The following is a 22,351-nucleotide window of genomic DNA, read 5'->3' as shown; positions in this document are numbered from 1 at the left end:
AATAAGGAGGAAAAATGGCAAAAAAGAAAAGTGGCGATGTCCTGTACTGTGAAAAGTGCGGCGTTGAAGTGATGGTCACCAAGGAATGCGGCTATGAGCAGTGCGAGATCTACTGCTGTGATAAACCGATGAAGAAGAAGGAGAAGGAAGAGCCGAAGCGCTACGGTGGCTGCTGCGGCGGCGGATTCTGAAACGAAAACCCCGATAACGCCCGGTGATCGAGCACCGGGCGTTTTTATTTAATTGACCTTTCCGGCATAGAAGTTAACCTGAACCGAATGCGGCAGAACTGCCAGCCGGAACTAAGTTCCAAACAGGCAAGAATCATCGATGCCAATATCAACCGGCTGACTGAAGGATTACGGGTGATTGAAGATATCATCCGGTTCGGACTGGAGGATGAACCGCTACTTGCGCGGATCCGGAATCTGCGCATCCGGCTCAGCAAAAAAATTGCACCATTGCGTCGGGCAGTGATTTCTTCTCGTTCCAGTGAAAACGACCCGGGCAGGTCCGACCGGTTTGACCGGATGAAACGCCGAGGTCTGGAGGATGTGCTCACCGCCAATTTCAAGCGGTCCGAGGAAGCAGCACGGGTACTGGAGGAAATGCTTAAACTGGAATACACCAAAGACCGCCGGCGATATGCCTCCTTCTTCAAGCAGCTCCGGTTTACACTTTATTCACTGGAAAAACGCGCACTTGCCCGGCTGGAGCAACTGCGGGCTTGACTTCAGGGTGTGGAGTTCTATACTTCTGAAAGCGGCGCAGGATAAAATCAAATGGAGGAGCTATGGCAAAGGAAGAGAAATTCAAGGCGTTGAGCAATGCCCTGGGACAGATTGAAAAACAGTTCGGCAAGGGTGCGATCATGAAGCTCGGCGAAGAAGGCGCGGTAGTGGAAATTGAAGCCATTCCCACCGGTTCCATCGGTCTGGATTCAATTCTGGGGGTCGGCGGTGTACCCAAGGGCAGAATTGTTGAAATCTTCGGTCCGGAGTCCTCAGGCAAGACCACACTTGCCCTGGAGATTATTGCCCAGTGTCAGCGCCAGGGCGGCACCGCCGCCTTCATTGATGCCGAGCATGCCCTGGACCCGAAGTATGCGGAGAAGCTCGGAGTCAATCTCCGTGAGCTGCTGGTATCTCAGCCCGACTCCGGCGAACAGGCGCTCGAAATCGCGGAAACACTGACCCGCTCCGGCGGTCTGGACCTGTTTGTCATTGACTCAGTGGCAGCGCTCGTGCCCCGGGCAGAGATTGAGGGTGAAATCGGCGACTCCTTTGTCGGGGTTCAGGCACGGCTCATGTCCCAGGCACTGCGCAAACTTGCCGGCGTCATCTCCAAGTCCAAAACCTGCGCCATCTTCACCAACCAGATCCGGCAGAAAATCGGGGTCATGTTCGGCAACCCGGAGACGACCACCGGCGGTCTGGCGCTCAAGTTCTATGCGACTGTCCGGCTTGATGTCCGCCGGGTGGCAGCGATCAAAAGGGGTGAACAGGTGATCGGCTCGCGCACCAAGGTCCGGGTGGTCAAGAACAAGATCGCCCCGCCGTTCCGCGAGGTGGAGTTTGACATCATCTACGGCGAAGGCATCTCCCATGCCGGCGAACTGATTGACCTCGGCACCGAACAGGGCATCATTGACAAATCCGGCGCCTACTTCTCCTTCGGCAATGTCCGGCTCGGTCAGGGACGGGAAGCGGCAATTGAGTTCCTTAAAAGCCATAAGGATGTCGCCCAGAAGATCGAGGCGGCGCTGCGGGAGAAACTGAAACTGCCCAGGCTCAGAGTCCGGGATGAGGATATCCGCCCTCAAGCCACAAAGAAGAAGTAAGAAACGGCTCTCGGTATTTGTTGACGGTGAGTACGCCTTCTCGCTTGACCGGGAGACGGTAGCCCAGTTCCGGCTCAAAGCCGGCACCCGGGTTGACCCCAAGCTGCTGGAACAGATTGTCCTTGAGGAACAGTTCCGCCACTGCCGGGACGATGCCTTCCGGCTCCTCTCCTACCGGGCGCGCAGTGAAAAGGAGTTAAGGGAACGGCTCGACAAAAAGGGCTATTCGCCGGAAATAGTTGAAAAGGTGCTTGCCCGACTCCGGGAACTGGGTATTGTTGATGATGAGAAGCTCGCCCGGGACTATGTTGAGGCACGGATCACTGTCGGTCACAAGGGGAAATTCCGGGTAAAACAGGAACTGCTGAAAAAGGGCATTGCTCCGGAAACCGTCCTTACCGCCCTGCAGACAGCACCCTCCGAACTGGCGGCGGCAAGGATGGTGCTTGAGCATCACCTGCCCCGCTACCGCCGACTTGATCCGCAGACCCGGCTGCGCCGGCTCTATGGCCTGCTGGCGCGCCGGGGATTTGCCGCTGATACCATTGACCAGGTACTCCGGCAATACCGGCAGGACACCTCCCAAAACCTGTTGACATAAAAAACAATTTCAGCAATAATTAACCAGCCACCAGGGCTTATGATCTACCCTTAGTGGCGAGGGCTTGTGCACATAAATTATCAAGGAGGTTAACATGAAACGCAGGATGATTCTGTCCTGTGTAACGATCCTCATTGCCATGCTTTTGGCAGCTGAGGATGCGCTTTTTCTACCAGCTCCGGGTGCAGTCACAGCACCCGTAACTGACAACCCGACCGCTGCTGATGCAATTACGATTCCCAGAATGCTCTCCTATCAGGGAAAACTGACCGACAGCCTCGGCAATCCGGTCCCGGACAGCAGCTATCAGCTGACCTTCCGGCTCTATACTCAGCAATCCGGTGGAACCGCATTCTGGAACGAAACCCAGACCGTACCGGTAAAAAGCGGTCTGTTTTCGGTGCTCCTCGGCTCGGTCAATCCAATCCCCTATGTTCCTGACCAGGGTGGTTTGTATCTTTCCCTGCAGATTGGCGCGGGCACAGAATTGACGCCGAGACTACGGATTGTATCCACTGCCTATGCATTCAAGGCGGACAGCGCCAATTACGCTTCACCGGCTGGTAATGCTGGTGGCGACTTGACCGGCACCTATCCCAATCCGGTAATTGCCTCCAGTGCTGTTACCAGTGCCAAGATTCAGGACGGTGCGATCATGGCAGCAGATCTGAACCAGATGGGTGCCAATACCGGACAGGTGCTCAAGTGGAATGGAACACAGTGGAGTCCGGCAAATGATGAGGTAGGGACAGGAGACAATGCCTGGGTCCGCGGCACACCCGATTCTGTCCTTTTTACAATAAGATCACTGGGTATTGCCCGGGGCGGTGCCCAGAACGGACTTTTAGGGTTTGCCCGTCATACCCAGATCAATCTTGGAATCAGCTGCACGACCGGAATAGCCAGCAGCGGAGAAGATTCCTTCTGCACAGTAAACGGGGGGTATCGCAACATTGCTAGGGCAAAAGGAACTACCGTCGGCGGTGGTGTATATAACCGAGCTGGATGGGAACACGCAACGGTCTGCGGCGGTGGCTATAACCAGGCGTTATCAAACTACGCAACCGTCGGCGGTGGTCAATACAATACTGCGGGTTCCGTCATTTCCACTGTGGCGGGTGGCGGGCAAAACCTGGCAGGCGATTTGGCTGCCACCGTTGCCGGCGGTTTGTGTGATTCTGCCAAAGCGACTTTTGGCAGTGTGCTGGGGGGGTACTGCAACACCGCCGGCGTCACCTCTACTGACACTGCAGCCACAGTTGTCGGTGGTACTAACAATGGGGCACGTGCCCGGTATGCTTTTGTAGGCGGCGGCAAATTTAACTTTGCAAGAGGATTGTATTCTACAATCGGTGGTGGCTACGATAATTTTGCCGATTCTGCCTACACCACGGTTGCCGGTGGCTATTTTAACATCGCCAGCGGATACTGCGCCACTGCCATGGGCGGAATCGGAAATCGGGCTACTGGCTCTGCCGCAACAATCAGTGGCGGTTACAATAACCGGGCGGAATCATCGCTAACCACAATCAGTGGGGGTGCTAATAATCTGGCCAATCATTATTTTGCCACGGTAGCCGGCGGTTGTGCCGATACTGCTGCGGCAGACTACAGTCTGGCTGCCAATTACCACTCGGTCGTCCCAGCTGGTTACACCAACGCTGTGGCATTAAACGGAACAGTCGCCACCGCATCAAACCAGCTGCGCTGTGGGATCCTGTCCAAAGCCGGTGGTTCATTTACCATCGACCATCCGCTTGACCCGTATGGCAAAATTCTCAATCACTATTTTATTGAAGGACCGGAGATGAGAAACATTTATGAGGGCAGTGTCATCCTTGATGAGCAGGGCCGGGCTGAAGTGAGACTGCCGGACTATTTTTCTGCACTCAACCGGAACCCCCATATTCAGTTGACCGGTGTTGGAACTTCCGATGTGTATGTAGCGGAAAAGATATCGGGCAACCGGTTTGTGATCGGAGGCAGACCCGGCACTGAGGTCTACTGGCTGGTAACCGGCGAACGGCAGGATGTCTCGGCTGAAGCAACAAGAAGATTGATGCCGGTGGAACAGAAAAAGACCGGTGACCTTGCCGGCAGGATGCTGGATGATGACTTCCTCGCCGGCTGCATGGAGCAGCTGGAACGGGAAGGCAGGGCAGCAGGCATTGACTTCCGCACCCCTGAAGGCAGAAAACGTTATCAGCAGCTGAAAAATCCGCCGGTACCGGAAAGATAACGGAGAATCGGTAAGCGCACAGGATATCTTTATCTTTTAACCGGCAGTACGGAGTGTACCGGATTTTTATTCTTCAACCCGAGTCCGACTGTGCTTGCCCGTTGTTTTTTTATCGATATCATTAAACTTACTGATGAATCCCACGGATATTCTTGACCGGATGGCAGATGCGGTCCTCCGGATGGCAAAGGATGAGGTGCTCCAGCTCTGTGAGCAGGCGCTGGCGCAGGGAATCGCTGCCGACATTGCCCTCGAGCAGGGACTGGCACGGGGAATGCGGCTGGTCGGCGAAAAGTTTGCCTGTCAGGAGTATTTTGTCCCCGAGGTGCTTGCCGCCGCCAAGGCGATGTATGCCGGTTTTGATATTCTCAGAGAACACCTTCCCCGCACCCCTGCCCGCCGGTCCCGGATCGCACTGGGAGTGGTCCAGGGCGATATCCATGACATCGGTAAGAATATCGTCAAGGTGATGGCGCAGGCAGCCGGTTACGAGGTGATAGATCTCGGCAGAAATGTTCCCATCGAGCAGTTTGTCAATGCGGTCCGGGATGGAGTTGCCGCCATCGGCATGTCCGCCCTGATGACCACCACCATGCCGAACATGGCGAAGGTCATTGAGGCGCTGAAGCGGGCAGGATTGCGCGACCAGGTGAAGGTGCTCGTGGGCGGGGCACCGGTTAACCGGCTCTTTGCCGAGAAGATCGGTGCGGACGGCTATGCCCCGGATGCCCATAATGCGGTCCGGGAAATCCGGCGTCTGACCGAGTGAAAACCAAGCTAACAAGGATTACCCGGCTTCTTGATCGGTCCGCGGCGGAACTGATTAAGCAGCAGATTGAACCGGCAGTGTTTCCAATCGTCGTTGCCAATTGCGCTGCCCGGCTTGCCGGCGAAAAGCTCTACCGGGTGCTGACCGATGCCGAATTACTGAGTGCAGTCCTGGACCACTCCTACCGGCTGTTTGACTACGATCTGGTGATGGTTTTTGCCGATGTGCTCGTGGAGGCAGAGGCGATGGGCTGTCAGATTGACATACCGGAGGATGAACCGCCGGTGCTGTTGACACCTGCGGGGAATCATGCCCGCATTGCCGACCCCCAGCGGTCGGAGAGAATGCCGGTAATTCTGGCGGCGATCTGCAAGCTCCGGCAGCTGACGGCCGATGAGGTTTTCATTCTCGGCTCACTGAAAGGACCCTTCTCCCTTGCCAGCTTTCTTGCCGGACCGGAGGAGTTCCTCGCCCTGCTGGTTGAGGCGCCGGAGCAGGCTGACCATTTTCTCCGGCTGGCAACGGAAAACCAGAAACATTTTGCCCGGGCAATTATTCAGGCGGGCGGAATTCCCTTTATCGGTGATCCGATGGCTTCGGGCAGCCTCATCAGTCGCGAGCACTTTGCCCGGTTTGCCCTGCCCTGCCTCAGAGAGCTGGTTGCTGAAATTCATGCCCTTGGTCTCTGGACCGGCCTGCACATCTGCGGTGATACCACCACTATTCTTGATCTGCTGGCAGCTTCCGGTGCCGAGATCCTGAGTATTGACGACATCAGCATGGAACTCGTTCGGAACCGGCTGGGCCCGGAACAGATAATCATGGGCAATGTCTCCACCACCCTGCTGGCAGACGGCACGCCGGCAGAAGTCCAAAGCGCAGCCGAAAAATGTCTTGCCACCGCCTTGCCCAAGCTGATCCTCGCCAGTGCCTGCGATGTCCCACCTTCAACACCGCCTGCCAATATTCAGACGCTGATTCAGACCGCCCGGAGGTGGCAGTGGTCATAAAGGTCCGGCCCCGGCAAGGACAGAACCTGCGTGATCTGCTGCTTCAGGCTGGCATTCCGGTTCCGGGCGACTGCGGCGGCAATGGCAGCTGCGGCAAGTGCCGGGTACTCGTAGACGGCAGTCCGGTGCTCGCCTGCCAGTTCATTCCTCAGAAACCGGTGCCGGTGGCGGTCGATCTCACGGGGGCAGGAGAAACTCCTCCACCCCGCCGTCCGAAATCGGCACAGCTGTGGCTGGCAGCGGACATCGGCACAACCACAATCGCTCTGGCAGCGGTTGACCGGTTAAGAAAAAGGATACAGCGGCAGGAGACGATGCTCAATCCTCAGACAAGATACGGAGCGGATGTACTCAGCCGGATCGTCCAGGCAGCAAATGTAAAAAAGATCCGGCTTGCCGAACTGCTTGCCCGGTACGGCGAAGAAATCGGCTTGGACCGGCGTCACCCTATAATTGCGGTCGGCAACACGGTAATGATGCACTTCCTCTTCGGGGAAAATCCCGCTTCCCTCGGCATCTATCCTTACCGCTCCTGCCTGCCACTGAAAAAGGTAATTTCTGTCCGGTGCGAGAGTCTGCTCATCAGAACCCTGCCCCTGCTCGGCTCCTTTATCGGCAGTGACTGCACCGCGGCGATTCTTGCCAGCGGTCTCTATCAAAGCCGCCGACCATGCCTGCTGATTGACGCCGGAACCAACGGTGAACTGGTGCTGGGCAATCGCGAGCGTCTCATTGCCTGCTCCACCGCTGCCGGTCCGGCATTTGAAGGAGCGACACTGGAGTGCGGCAGTTTTGCCCGGTCCGGTGCGATCCGTGCCTGCCGCTACCGTCCTGAAGGCTGGAAACTGATTACGGTCCGTAATCGTCCACCGGTTGCCATCTGCGGCTCCGGGGTTCTGGATGCGGTTGCTGAGGGACTGAAGGCAGGTCTGATTATGCCCTCGGGCCGGCTCCGAACCGGCGACCGGCTGCTCCTCCACCCTGATGAGCAGAATCCGGTCTATCTATCCCAGTCCGACCTTCGGGAAATTCAACTGGCAAAGGCGGCAATCGCCGCCGGCATCCGGATTCTGCTGCGACGGTGGTTCGGCACCGACCGGCCTGAATCCACCATGCTCGACCGGATCTTCATTACCGGCAGATTCGGCAACCGGATCAACCCTGACTCCGCCTTCACCATCGGCCTACTGCCGCACATGGAGACAAAACGGATCCGCCAGCACCCTGACCTGGCGCTCGCCGGTGCGGTCCGGGCAACAATTAATCCGGAACTGCTGGAGACCGCCACCGCCATCGCCGACAGGTGTGAGGAAATCATGCTCGCCGAGGAACCGGAGTTTGAAGAGCTGTTTATTGAATGCATGGAGCTCAAACCATGGAGCTGATCAACCGGCAGGATCTGGCCGCCCGGCGCCTGAATGAACTTCAGGAGCTCAAAGCCCGGGGCAGGAAGCTTGCCGGCTACTTCTGCCTCTATGTGCCGGTGGAGCTGCTGCGGGCAGCCGGCGCAGTTCCAATCCGGCTTGCCCGGGCTGATTATCCGTCATCCCAGCTCGGTGAGCGACATCTCCGGGCCGATGCCTGCCCCTTCTGCAAGAGCAGTCTGGAAAAACTCCTCTCGGACCCGCTCTACCGGCTCATGGACATGCTGATTTTTGTCAATACCTGCGATATGATGCGCCGCCTGCCGGAACTGGTTGGTACCCGGGTTTCAATCCCCGTATTTCAGCTTTATCTCCCCCGCACTGCCGAGCCCTTCCCGGCCCGGATTGCCGAATTTGAACACCAGCTGCGCCGACTCGCCGACTTTGTCACCCGCCTTACCGGCACCGCCATTGATGACCAGCACCTCCAGAATGAAATTGAAATTGGCAACCGGCTCCGCTCCGCCCTGCGCAGTATTGAAGCTCTGCGGGTCTCGCCAGTTCCCCTGCTGACTACCGGAGAGCTGTTTGACCTGATCAGCCTGGCAACTCTGCTTGAACCGGCAGATCTACTTCCGCTGATTGCGCAAATAAAAAATCGGGCTACGAACCAGGTCTTCAACCGGCAACCAACACCTCCCCGGCTTCTGCTTGCCGGCAGCATCATTGCCGAGGAGGAACGGGAGGTAATCAGTCTGCTTGAGGAGCGGGCGGCGATTGTCGCCGATGTGATCTGCACCGGCGCCCGGTTTATTGAAGGAGATATTACCACCGGTTCCGATCCTTTCCGCGCGCTTGCCGAATACTACTTCAACCGCATCCCCTGTCCCTGCCGGCGCCCGAACACCGCACTCTTTCAGCACATCCGGCAGCTGATTGCCGAACGCCAGGTTCAGGGGATCGTGTTTCAGACCCTGCTCTACTGCGACCCCTGGCGTTTCGAGGCCCGGGACCTCCGCCGGGCAACCGGCCTGCCGATGCTGGAGATCGACCATGACTACTCCCGCCAGCATTTTGAACAGCTGCGCACCCGGATTGAGGCGTTTGTTGAAATCCTGACCGGAGCAGGAAAATGACCGGATTTAACTTCGGCTATCAGGACCCGGTCCCGGCACGGATCACCTTTGAGGAGTGGGATGACCTCTTTCAGCAGATTCCGGATGAGCTGATTGAAAAATTTCACTATTTTCCGCCCAATCAGGATGCCTGGTCCAAGTACCTGTTTCCACCGCAGGTATTTGCCATTTATGGCGCCCGGCACCTGCGCCGGCTCAAATTTGACAACTCCCTCGCCGCCCTCCGGCTCTGGGGCTTTGTCAATAACGAATCGGAACGGCTGTTCCGTGCCCGGCAGATCGGCAGGAGAGTAATCGCGGTCATGGGCGATCTCGGACCGCTGGCGGTGCTGGTAAACGCCTTTCCAGACTGTGTTCCCTTTTACCCGGACTGCTGGTGGTGGACACCCTTTGTCATGGAAAGCAAAGTTCTACTTGAGACTGCGGCCCGGCTCGGGATCGGCGAGGCCACCTGCTACTCCCGGGCTGCCCTTGGTGCCTTTGCCAAGCACAGCTATTTCCCGGACCCGGATCTGATCATCGCTGCTACCGGCGCATCCTGCGATGACTATTCCGGTGTTGAGAACCTTGTCGCCCGGCTCACCGGCAGCTGCCTCTGGGTTGAAACCCCGCTCCGCCAGCCGGAAAACATTGAGCCGCTCAGCGATCTGCTGGTGGCGGAGTACCACCGGGTGATTTCGGCCCTTGAGGAACTGACCGGCACTCACCTGACTGAATCTGCTCTTGCTCAAAGCATTGCTCAGGCAAATGCGGTCCGGACCATGACCGCCCGGCTGCGCCAGCTTGCCTACCAGGATGCGGTCCTGCCGGCGCTGGAGATAATGGTCATTGAATTCGGCTGTCTTCATTACTATTCGGACATTGCGGAATGGACCGCAATCCTCAGACATCTGCTGGCAACTGCTGAATACCGCCGGCAAACCCGCCAGCCGGTTGTCCCTCCGGAGGCACTGCGGCTCGCCTGGCTTACACCCCCGGCTGATCCGCTGCTGCTCACCTATGCCGAGGATCAGGGCGCCCGGATTGTTGCCACCGAATATGTGATCAATCAGGCGCTGACCCTGATCGATCAGTCCCAGCCGCCACTGACCGCAATTGCCCGCTCCCATATTGACGGTTCGCTTAACGGCACATCCCGGGAACGGGCAGAAATGCTCATCCGGCAGGCGCAGGCAAACCGGGCCGAAGGACTGATTATCTCCGGAATCCTGGGTGGTTCTCACTGTGCCATGGAGTCCCGATTGATTGGCAGTCTCGTCCGTGAACAGCTGCAGATTCCGGTGCTGGAGTTTGATGTTGCCCCGCCCAACCGGGAAATCGACCGCCAGACAAAAACCAGAATTGATGCCTTTCTGGAACTGCTGCGGAGCCGGCGATGAGTGAACTACTGAACCCGCGCGAACGGTTCGGACTGCTGGTCATTGACGAACCTCAGGACCGGGTTCCGGTTTTCCCCCTGCTCACCTCCTATGCGGCCGGCTTCTGCGGCGTCTCCCTGCGGGACTACTATACGGACGGCACGGTCATGGCAAAATGTCAGCTCCGGGCTCAGGACCATTTCCAGACCGATTTCATCTCGGTATTCTCCGAGGTCGGAATTATCGCCGAAGGGCTCGGCTCCCGGTATTACTATCCGGAATCGGAACTGCCGGTCCTTGCCCAACCCCGCTGGCCGGATCTGGAACAGGCGCTAGAGGAGATCGGCACCGCTCCTTCCCTGCCGGCACTTTTCAGCCGCGGATTCGGCCGGCTCGGTGTCTATCTGGATGCCATTAACTATGCCTACGAGGCGGTGGCTGACCGGATACCGGTACTGGCATACATTCCGGCGCCATTTACCACCGCCCAGCAGCTTGTTGATCCGGAGGCGTTTCTGATCGGGCTGATTGAAAATCCCGACGCCGTAAAACACCTTCTGGACTATGCAACCCGGGCAGTCATCGCCTTCTCCCGGTCGATCATCCGTGCCGGTGCCCTGCCAATCCTTGTTGATCCACTTGCCTCCGGCAGCGTCCTCAGTCCCCAGCAGTATGCGGAGTTTGCCCTGCCCTATGAGAGAGCGGTAATCAGCTTCTGGCACCGGTATGATCTGGATGTGGTCCTGCACATCTGCGGCGACACCACCGGCATCATCCCGCTCATACCTCAGACCGGTGCTGATCTGGTGAGTATTGACCGGATTCCGCTTGAGCGGGCGCTGGCAACGGTAGGTCATCAGGTCCGGCTCATCGGCAACTTTGACACCACCACTCTCTGGCTTGCCACCCCGGCCGAAATCGACTCCGGGGTCGAAGCCATGGTCCGGCTCGGAAAGACCTGTCCCCGCGGCTATGTCTGCGCCACCGGCTGTGAAGTCCCGCTGGCAACCCCGCCCGAAAATCTTGCCACCTTTGTCCGGACCGCTAAAATTGCCGGTGGCTATGAATTTCCTCCCAAACCGGCACGGAGGCAATGACAATGTACATCGCTGGTATTGACGTCGGTTCGGCAAACACCAAGGTAGTCATCTATGAACCGGAACAGGACCGGATCGCCGCCACCGCTGTCAGCCGAACCGGCATGTACCCGCGCCAGACAGCGGTAAAGACACTGACCACTGCGCTGGAACAGGCACAACTGAGCCAGCATGACCTCTTCCGGATCATCGCCACCGGCTATGCCCGGCACAGTGTCAATTTTGCCCATGCGACCGTTACCGAAATCACCGCAACCGCCCGGGGCATCCGGCACTGGCATCCCGGGTGCCGGACAATCATTGACATCGGCGGTCAGGACTCCAAAGTCATCAGCCTGAACAGCGAAGGCCAGATTCAGGACTTTGTGATGAATGACCGCTGTGCCGCCGGCACCGGCAGTTTTCTGGAATTCATCGCCCGGGCGCTGGACATTCCGATTGAACAGTTCGGTGAACTGAGCACCCGTTCCCAGAAACCGGTTACTCTCTCAAGTCTGTGTGTCGTCATGGCAGAAACTGAGATTCTTTCCATGGTCGCCGCTGACACACCGGCGGAGGATATCATTGCCGGACTGCATCTCGCGCTCGCCAGCCGGATTGCCGCAATGGCTGCCCGGCTCTCTATTACCGCGGAAATAATCTTCACCGGTGGGACCGCATTAAATTCTGGCATGCAGTCCGCTCTGACAAAGACGCTCAACCTGCCGGTTCAGACCGCACAGTTCCCTCTGTTGGCAGCCGCCTTCGGTGCCACTCTTTCCGCTTAATTGATAATCAGCAGTTTCTGCCGGGTGCTGTCATCACAAATGATCATCACACCCGGCTGATATTGAAAAACCCGGCGACCGGCAACATCAAACAGTCTGATACGGGGTGGCAGGCGGTGCAGTGTTTCGGTGCGTCCTGACCGCTGCACCGTCAATCTTGCCCGCTCGCTTTCCGCATCAAATTTCGGATCATTCTCCTGCCAGAACTCTTGGTAGGCAGCTACAGCCAGTTGACATACATACCGGGTCAGCTGTGCTGCTGCCAGTGAATCCGGGCCATCCGGTCCCCACTCCTGCTCTTTTTCCGCAACCAGCTGGAGTATGATCGATTCCCGGGGGGCAATATAATCCAGCCAGCGGGCAAGCCGGAAAGTATTAACCGCCTTGGGAAAGTCCGGGTCCGGACAGAGCCAGCTGAACAGCCGCTTTGCTTCATCACACAGCAGTGCGGTATTAGCCCCGTTCAGCTCCTTCGGCAACGCACCCCCCTGTATCCATAATGGAACGGGTATTGTCGCCAGTGGCGATCCGAGCAGAACCCACATCATTCCAGTATTCGGGCTGGCACCAGGTTGGGGTCCGACCATGATTTCAACCGAACGGGTAGTTACCCGGGCGATAGTTGTGTCGATCGGCAGATAACCGTAAGGCAGTGGATCCATTCTGCCCAGAAACGGCAGGGGATAAGGTTCAAACCCGACCTGCCCCAGATCCCGGCTCAGAACCCGGATAATAAAGTCCATCGAGATTCTGCTTTCCCTCAGTCGGGCGGTACAGAGCTCCATCGCCCGTTCAAAACGGTTTTTGCCGAGCAGTCTGCTGGGACCGCCGGCAAGGGAGAAATTTGCCCGGAGCTGAAACCCCAATGAGTCCCGATCAACATCAAACCGGTAATAATAAGTATTGCTGGCTTCAAAGATCGCCGCTGCGCCCGTAGCATCAAAAACACCATAATTTGCCGGTGTTTCCCGCCCGACTGTATTCAGTGAATCCATCAGTTTTGCAAAATCCTCAACCGTCGCACAACTTCCCAGTGCCTGCCGCATGATATTTCCGTCATCTGCGCCCACACCATAACCGCTGAGGTTGTAGGAATTGGAGTTCATAATCGCAAAACCGGCATCATTAATCCCGGCCCAGACATCCAGTGTCTCACCAGCATAAACATTGGCAACAAACCGGTACCGTGGTCCCCGGAACACACCCATCTCCTGGTCGGGGTTGGTAACATCCCGATTCTTCCAGAGTACTATCCGCCCGTCAACCGTTGCCGAGGGACCAAAAACACCGATGGTGCAGGCATGACTTACCATCACCAAGATCGACAGCACCCAGCAGAAAATGGTCTGTTTCATCTCAATTGTGCGCCCCTGCCAGTTTTTGTTTTATCTCCTTAATCAACTCCAGCACCAGATTTTTTTCATCCACGGTGCGCACCACCTGTCCATTGCTGAAAATTACCCCCCGCTCTTTTCCACCAGCAATGCCGAAATCTGCCTGACGGGCTTCTCCAGGACCGTTGACCACACATCCCATTACCGCAATCTTCACCGGTGCATCAATTCCTCTGAGCGCCCGGCGCGTTTCCCGGACGAGACGGTTGATATCAACTCGGGTCCGCCCGCAACCGGGACAGGAATACACCACCGGTCCCTTCCGGCGCAGTCCGAGCGCTGCCAGCAGTTCATAACCGGCAATCACCTCCAGCACCGGATCTCCGGTTAGTGAAATCCGGATTGTATCCCCGATCCCCTGAAGCAGCAGTGGTGCCATTCCGGCTGCAGACCTGATCGCACCCTCAAACGCCGGACCGGCTTCGGTCAGACCGAGATGCAGCGGGTAGGGGTAACGCCGGCTCAGCTCCTGATAAACATTGATCAGCATACGCGTCTCGGTAGTCTTGGCGGAAAGCACTACTGCCTTGAAACCCAGTTGCTCAAACGGTTCCAGACCGGTTGCCATTGCCTCAAGCAGCGCCGACACCCCGTCCTTCTGTCGTACCGTTTTGGGCAGCGAACCGGAGTTAACTCCAACCCGGATTGCCACACCATGATCCATTGCTGCCCGGATGATCTCCTTCACCTTCCAGCGGGCACCGATATTACCGGGGTTGATTCTCACTTTGTCAAATCCGGCATCTATTGCTTTCAACGCCAGCCGGTAATCAAAATGGATATCAGCAACCAATGGCATATCCGCCTGCGCCCGAATCGCCGGCAGCACCGCAGCACTCTGCTCATCCGGGACCGCGATCCGCACCAGCTCACATCCGGCCCGGGCAAGCCGCCGAATCTGCCGCACGGTTGAACGGATATCATCGGTCCGGGTCTTGGTCATGGACTGCACCCGGACCGGCGCACCTCCGCCGATTATCAGATTGCGAACGGTAACCGCCAGCCTCTGCTTTTCAGAAACTGACACGCCTGATATCTGCTCCCAGCGGCTTCAGCTTGTTTTCCAGTCGCTCGTAGCCGCGATCCAGGTGATAAATCCGCAATATCTCCGTCTGACCCCGTGCCGCCAGACCGGCAAGTACGAGTGCCGCCGATGCCCGCAGATCTGATGCCATCACCTGTGCTCCCTCCAGCTGTTCTACGCCGTGAATAACCGCCATATTGCCGGTAATGTCAATTAAGGCACCCATCCGGTTGAGTTCCAGACAGTGCAGAAATCTGGACTCAAAAATATTTTCGGTAACCGTGCTTGTTCCCTGCGCGATACTCAAAAGCGCGGTAAACTGTGCCTGCAGGTCTGTAGGAAAACCGGGATAGGGAGCGGTGGAAATCTTTACCGCCTGGGGGCGACTACCAGCTTCCACCAGCAGTCGATCAGCACCCGCTTCTACTCTGACACCGGACTCCTGCAGCTTGGTAATTACCGCCGTTAAATGCCTTGGTTCACAGCCGATAATCTCGACCCGGCCCCGGGTAATGGCGGCGGCAGCCGCAAAGGTTCCGGCTTCAATCCGATCCGGTATCGGTGTATGACGGACGCCCCGCAGTTCCTTCACGCCCCGGATGATAATTGTCGGCGTTCCGGCACCGGTAATCTCAGCCCCCATTTTGCTCAGAAACTGGGCAACATCTACCACTTCCGGTTCACAGGCAGCACCCTCGATTACTGTCTCCCCCCGCGCCAGCACTGCCGCCATCATCGTATTAATCGTCGCTCCGACACTCGGACCCTTCTGCCCTTCCAGCATCATCGTATTCCCCCGCAGCAACCGGGCACGGGCATGAATATAGCCTTTTTCAATCTTCACCTTCGCTCCCAGCGCGGTAATGCCTTTCAGATGAAGGTCTACCGGCCGGGGCCCGATTGCACAGCCGCCCGGCAGTGAAACCCGGCAGTCCCCGAATCGGGCAAGCAGCGGACCCAGAACATAATAGCTTGCCCGCATCTTGCGCACGATGTCATAGGGCGCCTCGGGTTTCAGTCTGCCGGTGGCACTGATCCTTACCGTCCGGTTCCTCATCTCCACCCTAACCCCGATCGATTTCAGCAGCTTGAGCATCGTGGCAACATCATCAAGAAAGGGGACCTCCTCAATGACACAGGTATCTTCGCTCAGGAGGGCTGCTGCCAGCAGCGGCAGAACTGCATTCTTCGCCCGGGCAACCCGGACCTCGCCCCGCAGCGGCCTGCCGCCGCGAATTCTGAACCGGTCCACAGTATATTTTCCCGATAAACCGCCTGATTGTCAAATCACGTCCCTGTCCGCTGCAGATGCTTCTGCTTGACAGCAGATTGAAAATTGTTAATTTCAGTCTGGTGAGAAGATATTATCAAGAACCGGATGAAATCTGGCTCAAGGAGGCTGATATGAAGGCAAAGAGAAAAACACGGAAAAAAAGGTCAAACCGGTTGAGGACTCACACGGAACCCGCAGCACCTCTTGATCTGGAAACCGAGACCGAACCGGACTCTCCCTTTTTCGGTGCCGACAGTGATATGGAAAATGACATCATCGATATTGACGAGCTGGAAGACTTCCCCCTGAACCCTGACGAACCTGATGAATCCGAGTGGTGACTGACAGTTGACTTCTGCAATTTTCAGGGCTAACATTATCTAAATCTAAATACTCGGGCCCGTAGCTCAGTTGGTCAGAGCAACTGACTCATAATCAGTTGGTCGTCCGTTCGACCCGGACCGGGCCCACTCAACTTTTCCATGGACGAGCAGGAGATCAGCTGGCAGGTACACCGGGCACGGGAACAGCCGGGGAAAACCGTGCTCATCGGCTCTTTCATCCTGCTTTTTCTGCTCTTTACCTTTTTCTCCTTCGGACCGACACTTATGCTGGTCGCCCTAATCGTGCTGAGCATTGCCACTCACACCTATTTTCTCCCCATTACCTACAAAATGAATGCCCGGGGTATTACGATCGACAAAAAAATTTTCTGTTATAGTTATGAATGGTCAAGGTTTCGCCGCTTTTTTCTCACCAGTGGGGGAGTAGTGTTAAGCCCGTTCAGCCGGAAGAACTTTCTGGATAACTTCCGCGGTGTTCATCTCCTGCTGCCTGCCAACCCGGCACGGGTATTAAAATATCTGGAATCCCGCTTTCCGGATTCAGAAAATAATAAAAACTGAAAGCGCCCGACGCGATTCGAACGCGTGGCCTGCAGATCCGGAGTCTGCCGCTCTATCCATCTGAGCTACGGGCGCCTGATTCATTATTAATTAAATCACGGGCAAAGTCAATATATCCCAAACCACCGCTTGACAGTAATCTCTGCTCTTCTATAATAAATACAATGCAGCAGCACTTCTACCGGCAGGCAAAACCGGTGAACAAACGGAGACGCAGGAAATGAATCACCGGCTCTTTCGGAGCAGTTCGCTCCGAAATCACCTGTCACTCCAGCTCTGTTTTATAAAAGGTAAATATCCAACCGGCAGTTCCGACCGCTGGCGATGGAGGCGTAAGTGAACTGCCGGTTATCTTCCCGCAGTCTGCGGGTAATCACCAGTAACCCCAAAACTAAAAACATAATAAGGAGGATCCATGCCGAAGCGTTACGACTATACCGGTAAGGATGTCCAGGAAGTCTATGATGGTCCGGGCGGTCTGCTCTGGGAAGCGGTCATGGGTGAGCAGATTCACTCCGGAGGACTGGAGGCAACCGACCGGCTCGCTCAGGCGCTGGGACTGAAGCCCGGGATGCATGTGCTTGATGTCTGCAGTGCGCTGGGTGCTCCTGCCCGGCACATTGCACAGAAGTACGGCGTCCGGGTAACCGGTCTGGACTTTACCAAGACCATGCTGGAAAAGGCGCGGCAGCGGACAAAAGATGCAGGACTGGACCACCTGATCACCTATGTCGAAGGCAACGCGCTGGACATGCCGTTCAAGTCAAACACCTTTGACATCGTCTGGGGCCAGGAGGCGTGGTGCTATGTAACCGACAAGGATCTGCTGGCACGGGAATGCTACCGGGTATTGAAACCGGGGGGCAAGATCGGATTCACTGACTGGGTGATCACCGGCAAAATTGAGGAGGATCTGCTGGCAAAACTCTACGAATCAATGGCATTTCCCTATATGGAGACCTTTGAAGGCTGGCAGGAGGTGCTCAAGCGTGCCGGCTTCAAAATCCTTCAGGCTCAGGATCAGACTGAGGAATTCGCCCGCTGTTTTGACGAATACAAGGTGATGGTTGAAGAAAAGCTCAAACCAACGATTCTCCAGAACTTCGGCCAGGATCTGTTTCAGTTTGCGGTCAATCTGGTGAACATGTGGCGCGATGCTGCCCACCGGCATCAGGTCGGCAGAGGATTCTATATCGGTCAGAAGTAGCCGGATGAACTAATTGAGATACCGCATAATAAGTTTACTGCTCGTGATTCTTGGGATTCTACTCCTTTTCACCGGAATTCCAACTGGCGGTTTCAGCCGGATATTTTATTTCAGCACCCAGATCTGCCTGTCCTGTATGGGACTGGTTTAAAAAGGAGGTAAAATGAAGAAACTACTGATGCTCATTCTTGCCCTGTGCCCGGCACTTTTTGCGGTGCAGCGGGTCGTAGTGATGGAGGACTTCACCGCTACCTGGTGCACCTATTGCCCGGGTGCCGCCCGTGGTGCGGAAGAACTCAAATCCCGCGCATTTGACTCAGTAGTGGTGATCGCCTACCATTCATCAACCTCAGATCCATTCTACACTGCGACTGCGGCAAGCCGGATGAGCTATTACGGCGTGAGCGGTTACCCGACAATGCGGATTGACGGCACCCAATCGGTAGTGGGCGGTATGCATTACGGCACGATGTACCCGACCTATCGTCAGATTTTTGACTACCGAAAAACCATCACCAGCCCACTGGAAATTGACCTTGATGTTGCCTACGACTCAGTCACACGCAACGGCACCCTGACGATCCTCGTCCGCAATACCTCTACCGCTCCGGTCACCGGTCAGCTTCATACGGTCATCACCGAAAGCCACATCTACTACCCGTGGCAGGGAATGGACTCCCTGCATGATGTTGAACGGACAATGCTCCCAAGCGCTGCCGGTGAGGCGGTCACCATTCCCGCAAATGACACCATCATCCGGACCAGAAATTTCACCATCGCCTCCGGCTGGGTGGCGAAGAACTGCGAGATTATCGTATTCGTCCAGGACAATGCTACCAAGATTATGTACCAAGGGGCACTGACTGCGGTCATGCCGAAGCCGTTGCTGAAATACTCGGGCTGTCAGCCGATCCTGCCCGCACCGGGCAGTACAATAAACCTCACGGTGGTATTGCGCAATATCGGCACCGCTGCTGCAACCGGTGCCAGTGCCATGCTGTCCACCACCGATCCCTATCTGACCATTACCCAGAATACCGCCAGCTTTGGCAGTATCCCGATCGGCGCTGATGTCTCTGCCAGTCAGCCATTCGTAATCCAGATCAGCTCCTCCTGTCCAGACCCGCATCTCGCCACCCTGAAGCTGATTGTCACCAGTACCGACTTCGGCACCGACACCATTTTGTTCCCGCTCAACATTACCGCCAGCCCCGGTTTTGCTGACGACATGGAACACGGCACCGGCAACTGGACCCATGGTGGCATCAGAGACTACTGGCATCTTTCAACCTATCGCAGTGTCTCGCCCAACAACTCCTGGTACTGTGGTAACGAGGCAGGTCATCAATATATTAACGAAATGGATGCTCGACTGATGACCCCACTGTTCACGGTCGGCGAATCAGCCTGGGTCCGGTTCTGGCACTACTATCAGACCGAGGAAAACTACGACTTTGCACTCGTTGAGCTCAATAATGGTTCACCCTTCTGGTATCAACTCGCCAGTTTTACCGGGTCCAGTGGTAACTGGGAACAGGTACAGCTGGATCTGACACCATTCCGGGGCCAGACGGTCCAGCTCCGCTTCCGGTTGATCAGCGATTACAGTGATGTTGGCGAGGGCTGGTACATTGACGACCTGACCGCCGGCACTGGACTGGCAGTTGCCGAACCTGTGCCTCAAACAGCGAGCGGAGTGCTCAGAAACGCCACAATTATCCGCTCCCGGCTGAACTTGGCCGGTAGTGTCCCGGGATACCATCCTGGCCAGCTGGTGGATGCGGCCGGTAGAAAAACATACGAACTGACCCCGGGCAGTAATGATCTTTCCCGTCTGGCACCAGGGGTTTACTTTATCAGAACCGGCGATCAACCACTCCGGCGGATAATTCTCCTCCGGTAATGACTGCGCTCATCAGCACTAGGGGCAGGCGGCTAACTTTTGCCTGCCTGCCCCTGCTCATCGCAGCCTGCTCCGAGGCCCCGGAAATACCGCTCATTCCTACCAACCGGATTGTCCTTGCTGAACTGTTCACCTGGCAACGCTGTGTCTACTGCCCCTATGCCGCTCACACCCTTGACAGCCTTATCGGAGAATTTAATGACAGTGTCGCGGTCATCGCCTGGCACCGCCGGGTTGCTGGTGACACCCTGTCACCGGAGTATGTTGAACTCCGGCGGGCGCTGTATTACGAGTCCGGTGGTGAGCCGGCAGTGGTCTTTGACGGTGGCGAGGTGGTCCGGACACCCGGACCGGAATATAACTACGAAACCTATAAAAATTACATCCTTGCCTGCCGGAGCCATTTCCCGCAGGCACAGCTGGAGATCGAGGCGTTCAGCCGGGCAGACACCGGCCGGATCACGATCCATACCTGGGGTGTGGACTCAACGCCGGCAGAAACCCTGCGCCTGTTCGTTGCAATTACCGAGGACAGTGTCCGGGCGCCCCTCAGTGGGGCAACCGATTCCCTGTTTCACAATGTCCTGCGCCTGCTGTTGTTCGGAGTTGAAGGTCAACCGCTCCGGCTCTTCCGGGCAGAAACGCTGCGATTTGACATTTCCTTCAATCTGCCCGGTCATCTGAATCCTAACCGGCTGAAGGCGGTTGCCTTCATTCAGCAGCCGGCAACAAAAAGGGTATTACAGACTGCAAAATGTAAAGTAGTCCGGAGGTGACAAATGAAGATGATATTAATAACTGGGCTGCTGCTCAGCCTCGCGGTACCGGTCCGGTCTTATGAGTTTCGGCTCGTCTGCCGGACCGATACCCAGCAGATGGTCCAGCCCAACAGTCTGGGTTATTACACCTTCACCCTGACCAATACCGGTACCGAACGGGACGGTTATGAACTGAACTGCATTCTGACTCGGACCGTCCCCGACTGGTCGATCATCTACTGCCTCAAGGGCAGATGTCTGGAACCGGGGATGCCGATGTATGATACCCTTGAGCCCGGGCAGTCAGATACGACGCTGGAAATCAAGGTCTACACCAGCACCACCCCCGGTGAAGCGGTTGCCATTCTCACCGTCCGCTCGCAGGGTGACCCGACGTTAAGCCGCTCGATCACCACCATCACCACCCTCTGTGGTGGAATGAATGAAGCCCCCCCGCTCCCGGTCTCAACCCCTGAAGCTGACACCCGGTTTATCAGACGGCATCAGTATCTGACCTTCGACTCGAGTGCTGAACTGTACTCACCTACAGGTCAGCGGCTGCTGCGGCTGGAAAGGGGTGCTGATGATATTCGCCGTCTGCCCACGGGCGTCTATCTGCTCCGGAACGGCAGCCGGCTCCTCCGGATACTGCTTCTCTGAAGGTTGAAACCCCGCTCCCTGCTGGAATTTGCCACCGCTGCTGGCTGTGCCGGCAAGACATGCCAGGCAGACCTTTATGCAATCCTGAAAAAACTGCCGAAAACCATCCACCCAGACCTTCTGGTCAGCGGAGATACCGCGGACGATGCCGGAATTTACCGGCTCAACCGCAACCAGACGCTGGTCCTCACCGTTGATGTCCTCGGTCCGATCGCCGAGGCCCCGTTCACCTTCGGGCAGATTGCCGCTGCCAACTCAATCTCCGATGTCTATGCCATGGGCGGCAAACCACTGGCGGCACTTTCAGTGCTCGGTTTTCCGCCGGACAAAATCGAACACACCCGTATCCGGGCAATCCTTGCCGGTGCAATCAGTAAAATCAGTGAAGCCGGTGCAGTCCTTGCCGGGGGTCATACCTTCAAAGACCAGGAGATCAAATTCGGACTGGCGGTCATCGGCACCATTCATCCCGGGAAGGTAATTACCAACGCCGGTGCCCGCCCCGGCGACCGGCTGATTCTGACCAAGCCGCTCGGCACCGGCATCATCACCACCGCACTTAAAGCCGGCAGAGCGCCGTCAGAATCAATCCGGCTTGCCAACCGCCTGATGTCCACTCTTAACCGAACCGCGGCGGAACTGATGGTTAAAATCGGAGTCAGCGCTGCAACCGATATTACCGGCTTCGGTCTTCTGGGTCACGCCTGGGAGCTGGCGCAGGCAAGCCGGGTCAACCTCGTAATTGAAGCATCAGCCGTCCCGCTGATTCCCGGCACGGTCGAACTGGCACAGCTGGGTCTTTACCCGCTGGGCACACTCAATAACTACCGGTTTGTAAAAAAATCCACCCGTTTCTGTGCCGGCATTTCCAGAACACTGCAGCTCATCCTCTGCGATGCCCAAACCTCAGGCGGCCTGCTGATCTCCGTGTCTGAACCCAGGGCATCCCGGCTTTTGAATCTACTCCAGCGCTCTGGAATCGTCGACGCCCGGTTCATCGGTAAAGTGATAAAAGGTAATGGAAGAATAATCGTCAACTGAATTTG

The 22,351-nt window shown here is 56.6% G+C and carries 22 protein-coding genes and 2 tRNA genes; 20 read left to right on the top strand and 4 right to left on the bottom strand.

Going from position 1 to position 22,351, the window contains the following annotated elements; genetic code table 11:
- The first annotated feature begins 14 nt into the window (after window positions 1–14).
- From ABIK48_06295 to ABIK48_06240, 12 genes are all read left to right on the top strand, one after another.
- Window positions 15–191 carry a hypothetical protein gene (locus ABIK48_06295; GenBank protein ID MEO0021768.1) on the top strand — a complete coding sequence of 59 codons (177 nt, stop codon included), beginning with the start codon at window positions 15–17 and terminating at the stop codon, window positions 189–191.
- Window positions 192–278: 87 nt separating this feature from the next.
- Window positions 279–731 carry a thiamine-phosphate pyrophosphorylase gene (locus ABIK48_06290; protein MEO0021767.1) on the top strand — a complete coding sequence of 151 codons (453 nt, stop codon included), beginning with the start codon at window positions 279–281 and terminating at the stop codon, window positions 729–731.
- 62 nt (window positions 732–793) lie between these two features.
- Window positions 794–1,840, top strand: coding sequence for a recombinase RecA (gene recA, locus ABIK48_06285; protein ID MEO0021766.1), 1,047 nt, complete (start codon window positions 794–796; stop codon window positions 1,838–1,840).
- The gene (locus ABIK48_06280; GenBank protein MEO0021765.1) at window positions 1,803–2,441 is read left to right on the top strand and encodes a RecX family transcriptional regulator; all 639 of its coding nucleotides are present in this window, start codon (window positions 1,803–1,805) and stop codon (window positions 2,439–2,441) included. The genes recA and ABIK48_06280 overlap by 38 nt, the downstream gene beginning before the upstream one ends.
- A gap of 94 nt (window positions 2,442–2,535) precedes the next feature.
- A complete protein-coding gene (locus tag ABIK48_06275; protein MEO0021764.1) occupies window positions 2,536–4,680 on the top strand; it encodes a hypothetical protein in 2,145 nt (714 codons plus the stop codon).
- 133 nt (window positions 4,681–4,813) lie between these two features.
- The gene (locus tag ABIK48_06270; protein ID MEO0021763.1) at window positions 4,814–5,449 is read left to right on the top strand and encodes a corrinoid protein; all 636 of its coding nucleotides are present in this window, start codon (window positions 4,814–4,816) and stop codon (window positions 5,447–5,449) included.
- Window positions 5,446–6,459 (top strand): uroporphyrinogen decarboxylase family protein, encoded by a 1,014-nt coding sequence (locus tag ABIK48_06265; protein ID MEO0021762.1) that lies wholly within the window; start codon window positions 5,446–5,448, stop codon window positions 6,457–6,459. Before ABIK48_06270 ends, ABIK48_06265 begins: the two co-directional genes overlap by 4 nt.
- Window positions 6,450–7,844: an ASKHA domain-containing protein gene (locus ABIK48_06260; protein MEO0021761.1), complete on the top strand. Its 1,395-nt coding sequence runs from the start codon at window positions 6,450–6,452 to the stop codon at window positions 7,842–7,844. Before ABIK48_06265 ends, ABIK48_06260 begins: the two co-directional genes overlap by 10 nt.
- The gene (locus ABIK48_06255) at window positions 7,835–8,959 is read left to right on the top strand and encodes a 2-hydroxyacyl-CoA dehydratase family protein (GenBank protein MEO0021760.1); all 1,125 of its coding nucleotides are present in this window, start codon (window positions 7,835–7,837) and stop codon (window positions 8,957–8,959) included. Before ABIK48_06260 ends, ABIK48_06255 begins: the two co-directional genes overlap by 10 nt.
- On the top strand, window positions 8,956–10,338 hold the full coding sequence (locus ABIK48_06250; GenBank protein MEO0021759.1) for a 2-hydroxyacyl-CoA dehydratase family protein: 1,383 nt from the start codon (window positions 8,956–8,958) through the stop codon (window positions 10,336–10,338). The genes ABIK48_06255 and ABIK48_06250 overlap by 4 nt, the downstream gene beginning before the upstream one ends.
- Window positions 10,335–11,414 carry a uroporphyrinogen decarboxylase family protein gene (locus tag ABIK48_06245; GenBank protein MEO0021758.1) on the top strand — a complete coding sequence of 360 codons (1,080 nt, stop codon included), beginning with the start codon at window positions 10,335–10,337 and terminating at the stop codon, window positions 11,412–11,414. Before ABIK48_06250 ends, ABIK48_06245 begins: the two co-directional genes overlap by 4 nt.
- A gap of 2 nt (window positions 11,415–11,416) precedes the next feature.
- Window positions 11,417–12,181, top strand: a complete 765-nt coding sequence (locus ABIK48_06240; GenBank protein MEO0021757.1) for an acyl-CoA dehydratase activase — start codon at window positions 11,417–11,419, stop codon at window positions 12,179–12,181.
- Here the strand turns inward: ABIK48_06240 and ABIK48_06235 are convergent.
- The 3 genes from ABIK48_06235 to murA are packed head-to-tail and all read right to left on the bottom strand — an operon-like array spanning window position 12,178 to window position 15,851.
- Window positions 12,178–13,536, bottom strand: a complete 1,359-nt coding sequence (locus tag ABIK48_06235) for a carcinine hydrolase/isopenicillin-N N-acyltransferase family protein (GenBank protein MEO0021756.1) — start codon at window positions 13,534–13,536, stop codon at window positions 12,178–12,180. The two genes, ABIK48_06240 and ABIK48_06235, sit on opposite strands and share 4 nt — an antisense overlap.
- A 1-nt stretch (window position 13,537) precedes the next feature.
- Complete coding sequence (gene ispG / locus ABIK48_06230) at window positions 13,538–14,602, bottom strand: flavodoxin-dependent (E)-4-hydroxy-3-methylbut-2-enyl-diphosphate synthase (GenBank protein ID MEO0021755.1); 1,065 nt, start codon at window positions 14,600–14,602, stop codon at window positions 13,538–13,540.
- Entirely contained in the window at window positions 14,589–15,851 is a 1,263-nt protein-coding gene (gene murA / locus ABIK48_06225) for a UDP-N-acetylglucosamine 1-carboxyvinyltransferase (GenBank protein ID MEO0021754.1), read from the bottom strand. The genes ispG and murA overlap by 14 nt, the downstream gene beginning before the upstream one ends.
- A gap of 101 nt (window positions 15,852–15,952) precedes the next feature.
- Between murA and ABIK48_06220 the strand changes: the two genes are divergently transcribed.
- The 3 genes from ABIK48_06220 to ABIK48_06210 all read left to right on the top strand — a co-directional run bounded on the left by ABIK48_06220 (window position 15,953) and on the right by ABIK48_06210 (window position 16,777).
- Window positions 15,953–16,213: a hypothetical protein gene (locus ABIK48_06220; GenBank protein MEO0021753.1), complete on the top strand. Its 261-nt coding sequence runs from the start codon at window positions 15,953–15,955 to the stop codon at window positions 16,211–16,213.
- Between the two features lie 55 nt (window positions 16,214–16,268).
- Window positions 16,269–16,342, top strand: a tRNA-Ile gene (locus ABIK48_06215).
- 12 nt (window positions 16,343–16,354) lie between these two features.
- Entirely contained in the window at window positions 16,355–16,777 is a 423-nt protein-coding gene (locus tag ABIK48_06210) for a hypothetical protein (GenBank protein MEO0021752.1), read from the top strand.
- A 1-nt stretch (window position 16,778) separates the two neighbouring features.
- Here the strand turns inward: ABIK48_06210 and ABIK48_06205 are convergent.
- A tRNA-Arg gene (locus ABIK48_06205) sits at window positions 16,779–16,852 on the bottom strand.
- Window positions 16,853–17,192: 340 nt separating this feature from the next.
- On the opposite strand from ABIK48_06205, the gene ABIK48_06200 reads away from it, so the two are divergent.
- The 5 genes from ABIK48_06200 (at window position 17,193) to selD (ending at window position 22,346) form a co-directional block, all read left to right on the top strand.
- Window positions 17,193–17,984, top strand: a complete 792-nt coding sequence (locus ABIK48_06200) for a methyltransferase domain-containing protein (protein ID MEO0021751.1) — start codon at window positions 17,193–17,195, stop codon at window positions 17,982–17,984.
- Window positions 17,985–18,147: 163 nt separating this feature from the next.
- Entirely contained in the window at window positions 18,148–19,887 is a 1,740-nt protein-coding gene (locus ABIK48_06195; protein ID MEO0021750.1) for an Omp28-related outer membrane protein, read from the top strand.
- On the top strand, window positions 19,887–20,663 hold the full coding sequence (locus ABIK48_06190) for a hypothetical protein (GenBank protein MEO0021749.1): 777 nt from the start codon (window positions 19,887–19,889) through the stop codon (window positions 20,661–20,663). Before ABIK48_06195 ends, ABIK48_06190 begins: the two co-directional genes overlap by 1 nt.
- A 3-nt stretch (window positions 20,664–20,666) precedes the next feature.
- Window positions 20,667–21,305, top strand: coding sequence for a hypothetical protein (locus ABIK48_06185; GenBank protein MEO0021748.1), 639 nt, complete (start codon window positions 20,667–20,669; stop codon window positions 21,303–21,305).
- Between the two features lie 3 nt (window positions 21,306–21,308).
- Window positions 21,309–22,346 carry a selenide, water dikinase SelD gene (gene selD, locus ABIK48_06180; protein MEO0021747.1) on the top strand — a complete coding sequence of 346 codons (1,038 nt, stop codon included), beginning with the start codon at window positions 21,309–21,311 and terminating at the stop codon, window positions 22,344–22,346.
- The last annotated feature ends 5 nt before the right edge of the window (window positions 22,347–22,351 follow it).

It is taken from the genome of candidate division WOR-3 bacterium, from assembly GCA_039801085.1.
Taxonomy (GTDB): domain Bacteria; phylum Hydrothermota; class Tepidihabitantia; order Tepidihabitantales; family Tepidihabitantaceae; genus JAOABP01.
This window is presented reverse-complemented; position numbering and strand designations above follow the sequence as displayed.

What these genes read in the sequence shown, in the direction of transcription:
- ABIK48_06245 (MEO0021758.1), top strand. Translation starts at nt 10,335, where the DNA reads ATGAGTGAACTACTGAACCCGCGCGAACGGTTCGGACTGCTGGTCATT.
- ABIK48_06290 (MEO0021767.1), top strand. Translation starts at nt 279, where the DNA reads ATGCGGCAGAACTGCCAGCCGGAACTAAGTTCCAAACAGGCAAGAATC.
- recA (MEO0021766.1), top strand. Translation starts at nt 794, where the DNA reads ATGGCAAAGGAAGAGAAATTCAAGGCGTTGAGCAATGCCCTGGGACAG.
- ABIK48_06210 (MEO0021752.1), top strand. Translation starts at nt 16,355, where the DNA reads ATGGACGAGCAGGAGATCAGCTGGCAGGTACACCGGGCACGGGAACAG.
- ABIK48_06235 (MEO0021756.1), bottom strand. Translation starts at nt 13,536, where the DNA reads ATGAAACAGACCATTTTCTGCTGGGTGCTGTCGATCTTGGTGATGGTA.
- ABIK48_06195 (MEO0021750.1), top strand. Translation starts at nt 18,148, where the DNA reads ATGAAGAAACTACTGATGCTCATTCTTGCCCTGTGCCCGGCACTTTTT.
- ABIK48_06185 (MEO0021748.1), top strand. Translation starts at nt 20,667, where the DNA reads ATGAAGATGATATTAATAACTGGGCTGCTGCTCAGCCTCGCGGTACCG.
- ABIK48_06240 (MEO0021757.1), top strand. Translation starts at nt 11,417, where the DNA reads ATGTACATCGCTGGTATTGACGTCGGTTCGGCAAACACCAAGGTAGTC.
- ABIK48_06255 (MEO0021760.1), top strand. Translation starts at nt 7,835, where the DNA reads ATGGAGCTGATCAACCGGCAGGATCTGGCCGCCCGGCGCCTGAATGAA.
- ABIK48_06200 (MEO0021751.1), top strand. Translation starts at nt 17,193, where the DNA reads ATGCCGAAGCGTTACGACTATACCGGTAAGGATGTCCAGGAAGTCTAT.
- ABIK48_06280 (MEO0021765.1), top strand. Translation starts at nt 1,803, where the DNA reads ATGAGGATATCCGCCCTCAAGCCACAAAGAAGAAGTAAGAAACGGCTC.
- ABIK48_06270 (MEO0021763.1), top strand. Translation starts at nt 4,814, where the DNA reads ATGAATCCCACGGATATTCTTGACCGGATGGCAGATGCGGTCCTCCGG.
- ABIK48_06250 (MEO0021759.1), top strand. Translation starts at nt 8,956, where the DNA reads ATGACCGGATTTAACTTCGGCTATCAGGACCCGGTCCCGGCACGGATC.
- ABIK48_06295 (MEO0021768.1), top strand. Translation starts at nt 15, where the DNA reads ATGGCAAAAAAGAAAAGTGGCGATGTCCTGTACTGTGAAAAGTGCGGC.
- ABIK48_06275 (MEO0021764.1), top strand. Translation starts at nt 2,536, where the DNA reads ATGAAACGCAGGATGATTCTGTCCTGTGTAACGATCCTCATTGCCATG.
- ABIK48_06190 (MEO0021749.1), top strand. Translation starts at nt 19,887, where the DNA reads ATGACTGCGCTCATCAGCACTAGGGGCAGGCGGCTAACTTTTGCCTGC.